This window comes from Bacillus sp. 1021 (assembly GCF_014534735.1).
Taxonomy (GTDB): Bacteria; Bacillota; Bacilli; order Bacillales; family Bacillaceae; genus Bacillus; species Bacillus siamensis.
Window position 1 is genome coordinate 190696 of the sequence record NZ_JACVSR010000004.1, and the last position, 13785, is coordinate 204480.

The 13785-nt window shown below is 48.9% G+C and carries 12 protein-coding genes and 1 pseudogene; 10 read left to right on the forward strand and 3 right to left on the reverse strand.

Annotation, left to right across the window (positions count from 1 at the left end; genetic code table 11):
* Positions 1 to 87: 87 nt before the first annotated feature.
* On the reverse strand, positions 88 to 960 hold the full coding sequence (locus ICW23_RS15370; protein WP_045926264.1) for a transcriptional regulator BsdA: 873 nt from the start codon (positions 958 to 960) through the stop codon (positions 88 to 90).
* A gap of 84 nt (positions 961 to 1044) precedes the next feature.
* Between ICW23_RS15370 and ICW23_RS15375 the strand changes: the two are divergent.
* The 4 genes and pseudogenes from ICW23_RS15375 to ICW23_RS15390 all read left to right on the forward strand — a co-directional run bounded on the left by ICW23_RS15375 (position 1045) and on the right by ICW23_RS15390 (position 3794).
* A pseudogene (locus ICW23_RS15375) lies at positions 1045 to 1664 on the forward strand (non-oxidative hydroxyarylic acid decarboxylases subunit B).
* Between the two features lie 2 nt (positions 1665 to 1666).
* Positions 1667 to 3088 carry a phenolic acid decarboxylase BsdC gene (gene bsdC, locus ICW23_RS15380; protein ID WP_016937282.1) on the forward strand — a complete coding sequence of 474 codons (1422 nt, stop codon included), beginning with the start codon at positions 1667 to 1669 and terminating at the stop codon, positions 3086 to 3088.
* Between the two features lie 17 nt (positions 3089 to 3105).
* Entirely contained in the window at positions 3106 to 3333 is a 228-nt protein-coding gene (locus tag ICW23_RS15385) for a non-oxidative hydroxyarylic acid decarboxylases subunit D (protein ID WP_016937281.1), read from the forward strand.
* Complete coding sequence (locus tag ICW23_RS15390; RefSeq protein ID WP_016937280.1) at positions 3333 to 3794, forward strand: hypothetical protein; 462 nt, start codon at positions 3333 to 3335, stop codon at positions 3792 to 3794. Before ICW23_RS15385 ends, ICW23_RS15390 begins: the two co-directional genes overlap by 1 nt.
* A gap of 44 nt (positions 3795 to 3838) precedes the next feature.
* On the opposite strand, the gene ICW23_RS15395 is transcribed toward ICW23_RS15390, so the two are convergent.
* On the reverse strand, positions 3839 to 5317 hold the full coding sequence (locus tag ICW23_RS15395) for a peptide MFS transporter (RefSeq protein WP_095242023.1): 1479 nt from the start codon (positions 5315 to 5317) through the stop codon (positions 3839 to 3841).
* 277 nt (positions 5318 to 5594) lie between these two features.
* Here ICW23_RS15395 and ICW23_RS15400 point away from each other — a divergent pair, with 277 nt between their 5' ends.
* Entirely contained in the window at positions 5595 to 7340 is a 1746-nt protein-coding gene (locus tag ICW23_RS15400) for a right-handed parallel beta-helix repeat-containing protein (protein WP_188154742.1), read from the forward strand.
* A gap of 92 nt (positions 7341 to 7432) precedes the next feature.
* Here the strand turns inward: ICW23_RS15400 and ICW23_RS15405 are convergent, their stop codons facing one another.
* Positions 7433 to 7654: a YczF family membrane protein gene (locus ICW23_RS15405; RefSeq protein ID WP_047476210.1), complete on the reverse strand. Its 222-nt coding sequence runs from the start codon at positions 7652 to 7654 to the stop codon at positions 7433 to 7435.
* Positions 7655 to 7775: 121 nt separating this feature from the next.
* Here ICW23_RS15405 and gerKA point away from each other — a divergent pair, with 121 nt between their 5' ends.
* The 5 genes from gerKA to ICW23_RS15430 all read left to right on the forward strand — a co-directional run bounded on the left by gerKA (position 7776) and on the right by ICW23_RS15430 (position 13770).
* Positions 7776 to 9416, forward strand: a complete 1641-nt coding sequence (gene gerKA / locus ICW23_RS15410) for a spore germination protein GerKA (RefSeq protein WP_188154743.1) — start codon at positions 7776 to 7778, stop codon at positions 9414 to 9416.
* Positions 9403 to 10629, forward strand: coding sequence for a Ger(x)C family spore germination protein (locus tag ICW23_RS15415; protein WP_016937275.1), 1227 nt, complete (start codon positions 9403 to 9405; stop codon positions 10627 to 10629). Before gerKA ends, ICW23_RS15415 begins: the two co-directional genes overlap by 14 nt.
* A 24-nt stretch (positions 10630 to 10653) precedes the next feature.
* The gene (locus tag ICW23_RS15420; RefSeq protein WP_016937274.1) at positions 10654 to 11772 is read left to right on the forward strand and encodes an endospore germination permease GerKB; all 1119 of its coding nucleotides are present in this window, start codon (positions 10654 to 10656) and stop codon (positions 11770 to 11772) included.
* A 170-nt stretch (positions 11773 to 11942) separates the two neighbouring features.
* Complete coding sequence (locus ICW23_RS15425) at positions 11943 to 13265, forward strand: LLM class flavin-dependent oxidoreductase (RefSeq protein WP_045926258.1); 1323 nt, start codon at positions 11943 to 11945, stop codon at positions 13263 to 13265.
* Between the two features lie 13 nt (positions 13266 to 13278).
* On the forward strand, positions 13279 to 13770 hold the full coding sequence (locus tag ICW23_RS15430; protein WP_045926257.1) for a GNAT family N-acetyltransferase: 492 nt from the start codon (positions 13279 to 13281) through the stop codon (positions 13768 to 13770).
* Positions 13771 to 13785: the final 15 nt, after the last annotated feature.

A 13785-nucleotide genomic window follows, 5' to 3' on the forward strand; every position in this document is an offset into this window, starting at 1 on the left:
AATAGCTCCCAATTGTAAAGGATAACTTTTTTTTAGTATGAGTCAAGTAATTGGTTTTCATGAGTGTGAAATCTTCGTGTTTCACGATCAAAATAATTCCAAAAACTGTCTGACCGGCTTCGGGAGATAGCTGTCTTTTCTCCAGATGACGGCCGGCGTCATGACAAACGGGTTGTCCTCGATGATAACCGTTTTGACATGCGAACGCATATGGACGGGAATCATCGTCAAAGGCAGAATCGTGGCGCCGAATCCTGATGATACGAGGCTCAAGAGCGTCGCGGAATCATGGCATTCACAGACAACCCGTAGGTCGAGATCGTACTGTTCACAAACATGGAGGACTTGATCATACACACCCCTTCCATTGACGGTGCGCAAAAGGATCAGAGGCAAAGAGGCGATGTCATTCAGTTTAATCGTTTCACCGCACAGACGTTTCGTATGCTCGGACAGCACCAAGACGCACGGAATGTCTTCAAGTTCCTTCGATTCAATGCCGTCGTTTTTAATCAAGGTGGTGGTGACGGCGGCGTCAATCTGTCTGGATTCCAATAGCTCCAGCAGTGAGACGGGTTCATCTTCCCAAATGTTAAAGGTAAGATGCGGATACCGTTCTTTCATCTGTGACACTTTTTCAAGCATGAGCGCGGCGCAGTAAATGGTTGACCCTACGGCAAGCGTGCCGGCCACTTCCTCCTTCAGCTCTTGTACCTCGATAATGGCGTCCTCAAACTTATGAAGAATCTCTTTTGCTCTTTTCAAAAAGACATTTCCTTCATATGTAAGGGTCATTTGTTTCTTTTTATTGCGGTCAAACAGGATGACGCCCAATTCATCTTCCAGCTGTTTCAGCTGTCTGCTTAACGGCGGCTGCGCCATATGAAGCTTTTTGGCGGCCGTCGTGATTTTCTGCTCTTGGGCGATGGTGACGAAATAACGCAATTGCCTGATATCCATGAACAACGCTCCTTTATTTTATACCTTTAAAGTATGATACATAGATTTAACGAATATTTTTCATATGGATATATCAGGAGTATGATGGTTTTGACACCATATTTCAAGCGTAAAGGAGGGTCAATATGAAGCTCGTCATCGGAATGACCGGGGCTACGGGGGCCATATTCGGGATCAGGCTTTTAGAATATTTAAAAGCCGCGGAGATCGAAACCCATCTTGTCGTGTCACCTTGGGCAAATGTCACCATCACACATGAAACCGATTATACGTTAAAAGATGTCGAGAAACTGGCGTCCTATACGTATTCTCACAAAGACCAGGCGGCGGCGATTTCAAGCGGCTCGTTTGAAACGGACGGGATGATCATCGCTCCGTGCAGCATGAAATCACTTGCAAGCATCCGCACCGGAATGGCTGACAATCTGCTGACAAGAGCGGCAGACGTCATCCTGAAAGAGAGGAAAAAACTTGTGCTGCTGACAAGAGAAACGCCGCTCAGCCAAATTCATTTAGAAAATATGCTAGCGCTTACAAAAATGGGTTCCGTCATTCTTCCGCCGATGCCGGCCTTTTACAACAAGCCGGCTGACATGGACGAATTGATCGACCACATCGTGTTCCGGACGCTCGACCAGTTTGGGATCCGTCTGCCGGAAGCGAAACGGTGGTACGGAATTGAAAAACAAAAAGGAGGAATCTGATAATGGCCTATCAGGATTTTAGGGAATTTCTCGCCGCTCTTGAAAAAGAAGGGCAGCTGCTGACAGTCAACGAAGAGGTAAAACCGGAGCCGGATCTGGGCGCCGCCGCGCGTGCAGCCAGCAACCTCGGGGATAAAACCCCCGCGCTTTTGTTTAACAATATTTACGGACATCACCATGCGCAGGTCGCCCTGAATGTCATCGGCTCATGGCCGAATCACGCGATGATGCTGGGCATGCCGAAAGATACGCCTGTAAAAGAACAATTCTTTGAGTTCGCCAAACGGTACGATTCATTCCCGGTAGCGGTCAAACGTGAAGAAACCGCGCCGTTTCATGAAAATGAAATTACTGAGGACATCAACCTTTTTGACATCCTTCCGCTATTCAGAATCAACCAGGGGGACGGCGGGTATTACTTGGATAAAGCGTGCGTCATTTCCCGCGATCTTGAAGATCCGGACAATTTCGGCAAGCAGAATGTCGGCATTTACAGAATGCAGGTGAAGGGAAAAGACCGCCTCGGCATTCAGCCGGTGCCTCAGCATGATATTGCGATTCATCTTCGCCAGGCTGAAGAACGCGGCGTCAATCTTCCTGTTACAATCGCGCTCGGCTGTGAGCCGGTGATTACGACGGCCGCGTCAACTCCGCTGCTATACGATCAATCCGAGTATGAAATGGCCGGCGCGATTCAAGGGGAGCCCTACAGAATCGTCAAATCTAAGCTGTCCGATTTAGACATTCCTTGGGGCGCCGAAGTTGTTCTGGAAGGAGAGATCCTTGCGGGAGAACGGGAATACGAAGGCCCTTTCGGTGAGTTCACGGGCCATTATTCAGGCGGCCGCAGCATGCCGGTCATCAAAATCAAACGGGTATATCATAGAAACAATCCGATCTTTGAACATTTATACTTAGGCATGCCGTGGACGGAGTGCGATTATATGATCGGCATTAATACGTGCGTGCCGCTTTACCAGCAGCTGAAGGAAGCCTACCCGAACGAAATCGTCGCCGTCAACGCGATGTATACGCACGGCCTGATCGCCATCATTTCAACGAAAACACGCTACGGCGGCTTTGCCAAGGCGGTCGGCATGCGCGCCCTGACGACGCCGCACGGACTCGGCTACTGCAAAATGGTCATTGTCGTGGATGAGGATGTCGATCCGTTTAACCTCCCGCAAGTCATGTGGGCGCTCTCAACGAAAATGCATCCGAAACACGACGCAGTCATCATTCCTGACCTGTCCGTCCTTCCGCTTGACCCGGGATCCGATCCGGCTGGGATGACACACAAAATGATTCTTGACGCCACGACGCCTGTCGCGCCGGAAACAAGAGGCCATTATTCGCAGCCGCTTGATTCTCCGCTGACAACGAAAGAGTGGGAACAAAAACTGATGGACTTAATGAATCAATAAGAAAGGATGAGTTTGCTATGAAAACATGCCCGCGCTGTGAATCGAAAAAAGGAGAAACCGTCAGCCAATCGCCGGTCAAAGGCGCTTGGGAAATATACCAATGCCAAACCTGCTTTTTCACATGGAGATCCTGTGAACCGGAAAGCATCACCAATCCGGCGGCATTCAACCCAGCATTTAAAATTGATCCGAAAGAAACGGAGACGGCCACACATGTTCCCGCTGTCCCGGAAAGAAAAGCGTAATGCTGACGGAGCACTTGCCGGCGGCGCTTTACACGCTTTTAGACGGAACGGAGCTTGAAAAAAAACAGCACGACGCATTTGTGCTGCAATCCGTGACAAAAGAAGGCCGTCCGCACGCGGCCATGATCAGCGCCGGTGAAATAGTGGCTGTAAGCCGCACAAATCTCCGGCTCGCCTTATGGAAAAACACGACGACCGTAAACAGCCTGCTGCATTCGGGACAAGCTCTTTTCATCGCTTGGCACGGAGGAGCCGCATATTACGTGACATTGGAATGTGCGGCGCTTCCGCCGCTGAAAGAGGCGAAATACGAAAGGGAGCGGTTCAGCTGCCGCGTGATCACCGTCAAGGAAGATCGGGCGAAATACGCGGATCTGACATCCGGACCGGTCATCCGTCTTCACGAGCCGGAAGGTGTCCTGAAGAGGTGGAGCGAAACGCTTGAGGAATTAAAACGATAGACGCACAAAAAAAAGCCTGCGGAACCGTCCGCAGGCTTTTTTAGTTATTGTACGCCTTTCATCGCCCGTTTAATAACAGGAGAAAGAAGTACTAAAATAATACCGAGAATGATCGAAATAAGACCGATTGAGCCGAAGTAGGCCGCTTCAGAAACCTTATCAAACAAACCGACTACTTTTGCGTTCAGGGCTTGACCGCAGGCGTTTGTTAAGAACCACATGCTCATGGTCTGCGCTGAGAAGGCGGCAGGCGCGAGCTTCGTTGTGACGGATAAACCGACCGGTGAAAGACAAAGCTCACCAAGCACAACCAAAAGGAAGCTGAGCACAAGCCAAAGCGGGCTCACAAGCTCGCCGCTTCCGCCCATAACCGGAAGCACCATGACTAAAAATGACAGTCCGGCAAGAATAATGCCAATCGCGAATTTAATCGGTGTTGAAGGCTGGCGTTTGCCGAGCTTCAGCCAGATCCAAGCGAACACCGGTGCGAAAATGACGATGAATAATGGGTTCAGAGACTGGAACCATGATGACTCAAGATGTATGCCCGCAAAAGAAAGTCTCGTGCGCTGATCGGCATATAAAGCAAGAATCGTCGCGCCCTGTTCCTGAATCGCCCAGAACATAACCGCCGCAATAAACAGCGGAATATAAGCTGCAAGCCGTGATTTTTCCGTTTTTGTCGCTTTTTTGCTCATGAACATCACAATAAAGTAAACAACCGGAATGGCAATGCCGAGGATACTGACGATGTCAATCACACGCTGGATCGTCAGCCAGCCGGTTTGAATCAGAACGATGATAATCGCTGCTGCGATGATAATTCCGATTCCCGTTCCGATCACTGATGATTTAGAAATCGGATTCGGTACATTGGAGCCTGCTTTGCCGAGGTATTTCTTTCTCGTAAGAGCGAAAACAATCAGTCCGAGGAACATACCGGCCGCGGCGCATCCGAAGCCTAAGTGGTAGTTGTACTTCTGTCCGAGTGTTCCGACAATTAGCGGCGCAAGCAATCCGCCGAGGTTGATTCCCATGTAAAAGATACTGAAACCTGAGTCGCGGCGCTCGTCTTCCTTCGTATATAAAGCTCCGACAACGCTGGATACGTTTGGTTTAAGCAGGCCGGTTCCGATAATGATCAGAGTCATGCTGGTAAAAAACGCCGCCGTGCTGCCAGGGAAGGCAAGAGCAATGTGCCCGAACATAATTAAAATTCCGCCGTAAAAAACGGTGTTTGCCGTACCGAATACCCGGTCGGCCAGCCACCCGCCGATGACGCTCGACATGTATACGAGAGACCCGTATATGGACATGATGGCAACTGCGGTGGTTTTATCAAATCCGAGACCGCCATGAGCGACTTCCGTGTATAAATAGTAAAGCAGTATAGCTCTCATACCATAGTAGGAGAAACGCTCCCAAAATTCAGTAAAAAACAGTGTGAACAGGCCGCGGGGATGACCGAAAAAGCCTCGTTGCGGCACAGTTTCTGTTATAGATTCCTTTTCAATAGATGCCACCTGAGCCAACCCTTTCTTAAAAAAGTGTATTACAAAAATCATATTCTTATATAATACTTGTGTCAATATAATTTATACTGAATTCAAAAAATTCCAGAATGAAAAGATATTAAAACGTTGAATATAGATGGATTTTCCTAATTCCAATGGCTTATTTTGTCATATAATCTGACTAAACTATCTATATAAACTTTTTTAATAAAATTTAAAGTATGTACAGGCGGAGCGGATTATGACGGAATAAGATGAAATAAGAGAGGAAGGAGGAGATTATTACTTGCCGAATCGTATTTTAGATATAACGGATTGCGGTGTGGCAGCAGACGGGACTGCCGATGTGACGGCCGCCATCAATCAATGCTTGGCCAAGGCTGTCAGCGAGGGCAGTCATACGGTGTTTTTTCCGCCCGGAACATATAAAATCAACGGCACGCTTGGCGGTGACAAAAGCCAGCCGTTTAGGAACGCGGGAATTAATGTGCCGAGCCATCTCTCCATCATCATGGATCCGGAATGCACGATTAAAGTGTCGCCGAACAGCTCCTGGGGTTATTCGGCTTTCTATATAGGCAGGCGGGAAAATGTCACCATCACCGGCGGCCGCATCATCGGGGAACGGGATGAACACACGTATACCAATGTTCCTTTACGGTCGACTCATGAATGGGGGTTTGGCATCTGTATTGAAGGCAGCAGCAATGTGCTGATCGAAAATGTGAAAATATCGAATTTTACGGGAGACGGCATTATTGTCAGCCCGCTCGGTTTAAAAACAAACAGTGATTACGAAACATCAGAACATGTGACCATCCGCCGCTGTGAGATCAGGGAGTCAAGACGGAACAACATTTCAATCACCGGCTGCAATACCATTACGGTGGAAGAATGCGTGATCGAAGACGCCGGGCAAGGGAACGGAACGGCTCCGAAATTCGGAATCGACATTGAATCGTACGGAGAAGGCGATGTTGATTATGAAGAGGCTCTTCACATCACCATCCGAAACAACTTCTTTTACGGAAACGCCGCAAGCTCAGTCACCAACTTTAACGGATATAATGTGTTAATTGAAGGAAATCATTCCGACAACACAATCAGCTACGGATACAGCGCACATACCGTCATTTCCGGGAATGTTCTCTTTTGGTCAAACGGCGGCTCAAGGACCGGAATCGCCGGACAAGGTGTCTCCCAAGGGCAGGACAGCAGCAATGCCGTCATTTCCAACAATCTGATTACCGGTTTTTCCACGGGAATAGATGTAAGAGGAAAAAGCGTCCTCGTCACTCACAACAAAATCAATCAATTTGAAAATGCGGGTATTTCCGTCTATCAGGCGGAAGATGTGACCGTTGACGGCAATGTCATTGAAAACGGACGTTCCGAAACGAGACGAAGCACGGGGATGCGGGCGACGCTCTCGGACAACGCCGTCTTTATGAATAACACACTGAATCAGGTAACAGACGGAATCAGCATGTCAGCCGGCAATATCACCGTAAAACAGAATGTGCTGAAATCATTCAGCCGGGGCATATGGGTCACAGGCGGAAATGCCGTCATTGAAGGAAATACGCTCATCCCGAATGCGTTTCAGGGCGCCGCGGAGTCCTATGCCGTATCTGTTACAAATGACGCCAGGGCCGTCATCAAGGGAAATCTCTTCAAAAGCTACAAAAACTACCCCATTTTCAGTTCAACATCCTCAGGGACCTCTGTCATCGGCAACCGCTTTGAATCATCACCGCTTATCGTTACCGTGTATCTGAACTCAGGCACGCATGAAGTCATAGACAATACGATCACGATCAACCGAACGGCGGGCAGCCCGATCGGCATCTATTTGAACGGTGCCTCCAATTCCCTCATTTCGGGAAATACCATCAACAACCTTTCCGCCGCTTCTGCTTCCGCCATCCAAACCAGTTCCTCGGCAAGCACCAAAATTATCGGCAATTGCATTATCAAAGGCATCATTGTGAAACACACGACAGATACGGAAATCGGAAATATCGTCATCTGAAAACAATCCCCGCCGGAAAAATAAAAAGAACACATGAACTCCGACAAAGGGAGGGATGTGTTCTTTTTTGACACCATACAGACGTGCGTCTGTCAGGCATCTTTTTTACCTGATTTATATAAAGCCAGCATTTCTTTCATTAAAAAGAGGGCGAAGAAAAACAGCATCAGCCATTCTGAGAAGGTCATCAATTTAAAAGCGGACAGGTTGTTTCGAACCGCTCCATAGAGACTGAATCCTTGCAGCATATCCATTCCTATCGAAATCATCAGACAGGAAGCCAGCAAAAAAATTGAAACCCCCAATATTTTCATGCGCATCACTCTCCCTTTTTATCCTTTTCGATTACGCAAAACTTATACAGACTATCCGCCGTGCATAATCTTTTGCTGTACAGGAAGAATATGAAAAAAACAAGGAAAGGTTTTTTGCGATATGCCGCCATTTTTTAAGCAGAAGAAACGAAAAAAAGACGATCAAAAGAACGGTGACAATGAAGACAGAAAAGAAGCGGAAACCAAATCAGATAAAGAGCGGGAAGAGCCGATCTCCATCAGCTTAAAGGAAAATATGAAGAAGCTGTCTGAGAGATTCGGCAACAGTGCCGATGTCGTCATCCGCCGGCTGAAAATCGGAAAAGAAGAGCTTCCGGCTGCGATCGTGTATATCGCCGGTTTGGTAGACGAGCAGCTTATCAGCCAATCCTTGCTGGAGGATTTAATTGACATCCCGTCCGTTCAGCCGGAACAGGCTGTCTGCCTGATATATGAAAAAACGCTTGCGATCGGCGGAGTAAAAGAGGAAGAGAAATGGAAAAGCCTTTATGCCGGGCTGGTGGCGGGCAGCACGCTCATTTTTGTCGACGGGGCTGACAAGGCGCTGATCGCCAGCACGGAAGGGGGAGAGCAACGGTCCATTGAAGAACCGAGCACCCAGGTGTCCTTCCGCGGACCGCGGCAGGGATTCACTGAATCCCTGCAAACCAATATTTCCATGATCCGCAGGTATGTAAAAAATCCTGATGTATGGGTGGAAAAAATGGAGATCGGGCACGAAACGAATACGGACGTCGCGCTGATGTATATTAACGGAATCTGTGAAAAAAAGCTGGTTAAGGAAGTCCGCAGACGGCTGAAGCACATTGACATCGACAGCATTCTTGAATCCGGCTACATTGAACAGCTTATTGAAGACGCGCCGTTTTCCGTATTTCCCACTGTGTATCATACGGAACGGCCGGACGTTGTGGCGGGGAATCTGCTGGAGGGAAGATTTGCGATTATTGTGGACGGAACGCCGTTTGTTCTTATCGCCCCGGCCTTATTCATCCAATTTTTTCAATCGGTTGAGGATTATTATTCCCGATTTGATATCGCTACGAGCATCCGGCTGCTTCGGGTTTTGATTTTCTTCATTTCGCTGGTGGCGCCGGGGATTTACGTGGCGGCGACGACCTTTCATCAAGAAATGATTCCGACGCAGCTGCTGATCGTCATCGCGGCCCAGCGGGAGACCGTGCCGTTCCCGGCCGTAATTGAAGCGCTGACGATGGAAGTGGCCTTCGAGATTCTCAGGGAAGCGGGTGTCCGTCTTCCGAGAGTGGTCGGCTCCGCCGTTTCCATTGTCGGAGCGCTTGTCATCGGCCAGGCTGCTGTACAGGCCGGCATCGTCTCCCCGGCCATGGTGATCGTTGTCGCGCTGACGGCGATTGCCAGCTTTGCGACTCCTGCTTTTGACATGGCGATATCTGCGCGCCTGATCCGGTTTGTCTTTATTCTGATCGCGGCCGTCATGGGATTTTACGGGCTGATTCTGGGCATTATCATAATGTTTGTCCATCTGTGCGGACTGCGTTCGTTCGGTTTTCCGTATATGTCCCCGCTCGCTCCTTTGACCCCGGGCGGGCTGAAGGATTCCATTTTCCGCGCTCCGTTATGGGCGGATGAAAAAAGGCCGGGGCTGCTTGTGCAGAAAAACAACAGGCGCCAAGGAGAACATCAAAGACCGAAACCGGAGACCTCCAGAGGAATGGTTAATAAAGATGTAGAAGAGGGCGGCGGCAATGAAAAGACGTAAATGGATACTCCTCCTTTGTACGATGGTTTCCCTTATGTTTGTATCAGGATGCTGGGATAAAAGAGAGCTGACCGATTTGGCCGTAATCTCCGCCATCGGTATTGACCGTACCGAATCGGGAAAATATGTCCTTCACTTTCAGATTATCAACCCGGGAAACGTAGCCGGCGGCCTGCAGGGCGGCGGAGCGGGAGACCGGCCGCCGGTTTCCGTCTATTCCGTGTCCGGAGACAATATGACGGAGGCTTTGAGAAAAGCCTCGATGAAGGTGTCCAGAAGGCTCTATTTTGCGCATACGAATCTTGTGGTGTTCAGTGAAAAGCTCGCGAAAGAGGAAGGACTCAATTTTATTCTGGACAATCTTGATCGTGATACCGAATTCAGAACAACCGCAACCGCGGTTATTGCGCATAATTGCAATGCTGAAGACATTATTAAAGTGCTGACGCCGATTGATAAAATCCCTTCCAATAAAGTGAACAAGACGCTCAGCTTCACACAGGAACAATACGGCAGAGTCGTGAAAACAAGCCTTCAGGACGTTCTGATTGATCTTGCTTCTCCGACCGGGTCGCCGTTTATACCGGGTTATGAAATGCACGGAGACGATAAAGCCGGCCCTACGATGGAAAATACGCAGACGACTGAACCGAAAGCGGTGCTGTCAGCGGACGGACTGGCAGTGTTCAAAAAGGATGGGAGACTGGATTACTGGATTGAGGATGACGACAGTGTCGGCGCTGTATGGCTGCTGAACAAAATCAAGCATACGTTTATCAATGCGGATTGGAAGAACGTGAAGCATGCAATCAGTCTGCAGGTCACCCGTCAGAATACAAAGGTGACGGCTACTTTTCAGGACGGAAAACCGCATATTCACGTTCGTGCTCAGGTTGAAGGGCTGGTGGACGCTGTCAGATACCCTTTCCATCTGTCTGATCCGAAAGTGATCATGGTCATGCAAAAGGCGCTCAGCACGCAGCTTGATAGAGATATCACCAAATCACTTGAAGATATTAAAGCCCATAAGAATGATTTCGTCGGGTTCGGAGACCTGATCTATCGGAAACATCCGGACAAATGGAAAAAGCTCGAAGGGAAGTGGGATGAAGAAATTTTCCCCAACCTCCCCGTGGACGTAAAAACGGAAGTCATTATCAGAAGAACGGGCTTGCGGAATAACCCTCTCTCAGACAAGCTTGATCACGATTGATTTGAGGAGAAAGGAGCGAAGCGTATGGAAAATGCGAAAATCGGCACACGCCAGCTGTTTGTGATGATCATTTTGTTTGAATTGGGCAGTTCGTTATTGATCCCGCCGGGCACGATGGCGGGGCGGGATGCATGGCTGTCCGTGCTTCTCGGGTGCGTTACCGGTCTCGGACTTTTCTACGTATATCAGGCGCTGTATCAATATTTTCCTGAGTCCTCTCCGAGAGATTACATGACCGAACTGATCGGCAGGCATCTGAGCTGGGCGGTCTCTCTTCTTTATATTCTCTATTTTGCTTATATCGCCGCCCGCATATTGAGGGATTTTGGCGAAATGCTTGTCACCTTCGCATATCAGGACACGCCCCTTCTAATTGTGAATGGCATGCTGATGCTCGCCGCGATATTTGCAGTCAGAAAGGGAATTGAAGTCATAGCGAGAGCCGGCGAGCTGCTGTTTAGCATTATGTATTTCCTGACGGCCATCGGGCTGATCCTCATTATCAGCTCCGGCACGATAAACCTGAGATTTCTCCAGCCTGTTTTAGCGGACGGGATGGGGACGGTCATTTATTCCGTATTTAAACAGACCATGTTCATCCCGTTCGGTGAATTGATTGTGTTTGTCATGATATTCCCCTACTTAAAAGATCGGAAAAAGGTGAAGAAAACAGGGGTTCTGGCGATTATCATCAGCGGTCTGTTTTTGGCGATGTCAGTGGCGATTAATATTTGTGTGCTTGACGTCAACTTAATGCTCCGCTCTCAATTCCCGCTGCTGAGCACCATACAGACGATTAAAGTGGAAGAGTTTTTAGACCGGCTGGATGTCTTTTTCATGCTCGTGCTCGTCATCGGCGGTTTTTTCAAAGTCAGCCTCTTTACATATGCGGTTGTCGTGGGCGTGTCCACGCTGTTTAAAGAAAAAAATCCGTCCCAGCTGGCCTTCCCGGTCGGGTTGGGGGTGCTGATTCTCTCCATCAGCATCGCAAGCAATTTGTCGGAACACATGAACGAAGGGTTAAAAATTGTCCCGATATATATTCATCTTCCTTTTCAAGTGCTGTTCCCCGTCTTGCTGCTTATCATTGCCGTCATCAAGAAAAAAGTCAAAGGGAGCGTCTATACAGTTTCGAAGAAATAACCCGGCCGGTGCGCCGGGTTATTTTTAAAATCATGATTTTTTTCTTAATGCATTGACAAACTTGCCTGACAATTGTACATTTTGATTTATTCTTATAAATTTAATAGGAAATATAGGTTTAGTGGTGTTAATATGTTCCGCACCGTATTTCATTATAGAAGGAGATCGTCATGACAAAGAAAAAAGAAATCAAACTCGGTGTGTTTCTCGCAGGCACCGGCCATCATGTCGCCTCTTGGAGACATCCTGAGGCGCCGGCGGACGCGAGCATGAATTTGGATTATTTCAAAGAACTGGCGAAAACAGCGGAGCGGGGGAAATTGGACATGCTGTTTTTGGCGGACAGTTTATCAATAGACAGCAAATCGCATCCGAATGTGCTGACGCGCTTTGAGCCGTTTACCCTGCTGTCGGCGCTGGCTCAGGTCACATCCCGCATCGGTCTGACGGCGACCGCGTCTACCACATACAGCGAACCGTTCCATATCGCGAGACAATTTGCATCGCTGGATCATCTTTCCAACGGCCGCGCGGGCTGGAATGTCGTCACATCATCAATTGAATCGACCGCGCTTAATTTCAGCAGCGAAACGCATCTTGAGCATCATCTCAGATATCAGCGCGCGGAAGAATTCGTGGAAGTCGTCAAAGGATTATGGGATTCGTGGGAGGAAGACGCCTTTATCCGCGACAAAGAGTCAGGGACATTTTTCGAAAAAGACAAAATGCATGAATTGAATCATAAAGGAACCTATTTTTCAGTGAGAGGGCCGTTGAATGTCGCCCGCACACCTCAAGGGCGCCCGGTCATTATTCAGGCTGGCTCATCAGGAGACGGAAAGGCGCTGGCAGCCAAAACTGCCGAGGTCATTTTTACCGCGCAAAATCATCTGGAATCTGCTCAGGAATTCTATCAATCTATTAAAGAACAAGCGGCTTCTTACGGCCGGGATCCTGAAAAAATCGCGATCATGCCGGGGATTTTTCCCGTTATCGCCGATACCGAAGAAGAAGCGCGGGCCAAATATGAAGAGCTTCAAGACCTCATCATCCCGTCTGTCGGCCTGACCATTCTGCAAAACTATCTGGGCGGCGTCGATCTTTCCGCTTACCCGCTTGACGGCCCGCTGCCTGAATTGGATGCGGAAGCGTCAAATGCCGTTAAAAGCCGGTTCAAGCTCGTTCAGGAGATGGCCAAACGCGATAACATGACCATCCGCGAGCTGTACAAATATGTGGCGGGTTCAAGAGGCCATCACATCTTTGTCGGAACGCCTGAACAGCTTGCCGATAAGATGGAGGAATGGGTCGAAAAACAAGCTTGTGACGGCTTCAACATCATGCCGCCGCTGCTGCCTGAAGGTCTCACTCTTTTTGTAGACAAAGTGATTCCGATTTTACAAGAACGGGGCGTGTTCAGAAAAGAGTATGAAGGAACGACGCTGAGAGAACATTTCGGACTGGAAAAACCGGCAAACCGATATGCTGATTAAAGGAGGGCTCATTATGTCAAAACGATACCGGCTCGCAACTGAAGCGGACGCTGATGAACTGCTTTCACTGACACTGAGGGCATATGAACCGATCCGCAAGCTCGGCATCAACTTTGCCGCGGCAACGGCGGATAAAGAGCTCGTTTTGAATAACATACAAAAAAACACCTGTTACGTTCTGGAGGAAGACGGACGCATCGTGGCGACGATTTCTTTGCGGATGCCGTGGGGGCCGAATCCCGGTCCGTACGGTGTCCCTCATATTTGGTGGTTCGCCGTCGACCCTGAAACCGGAAAAAAAGGGACGGGCTCAGACATGCTGGAGTGGCTGGAGAATACAGTGCTCCGCGATACATTAAAAGCGCCCTTCGTATCATTGGGCACAGCGGACAAGCATCCGTGGCTGATCGGCATGTACGAGCGGAAAGGCTACGTCCGCGCAGGCGAAAAGGATTTAGGAAAAGGGCACATCACCATCTATTTAAAAAAACAATTGCACGATTAACATAGAAATAGGAAA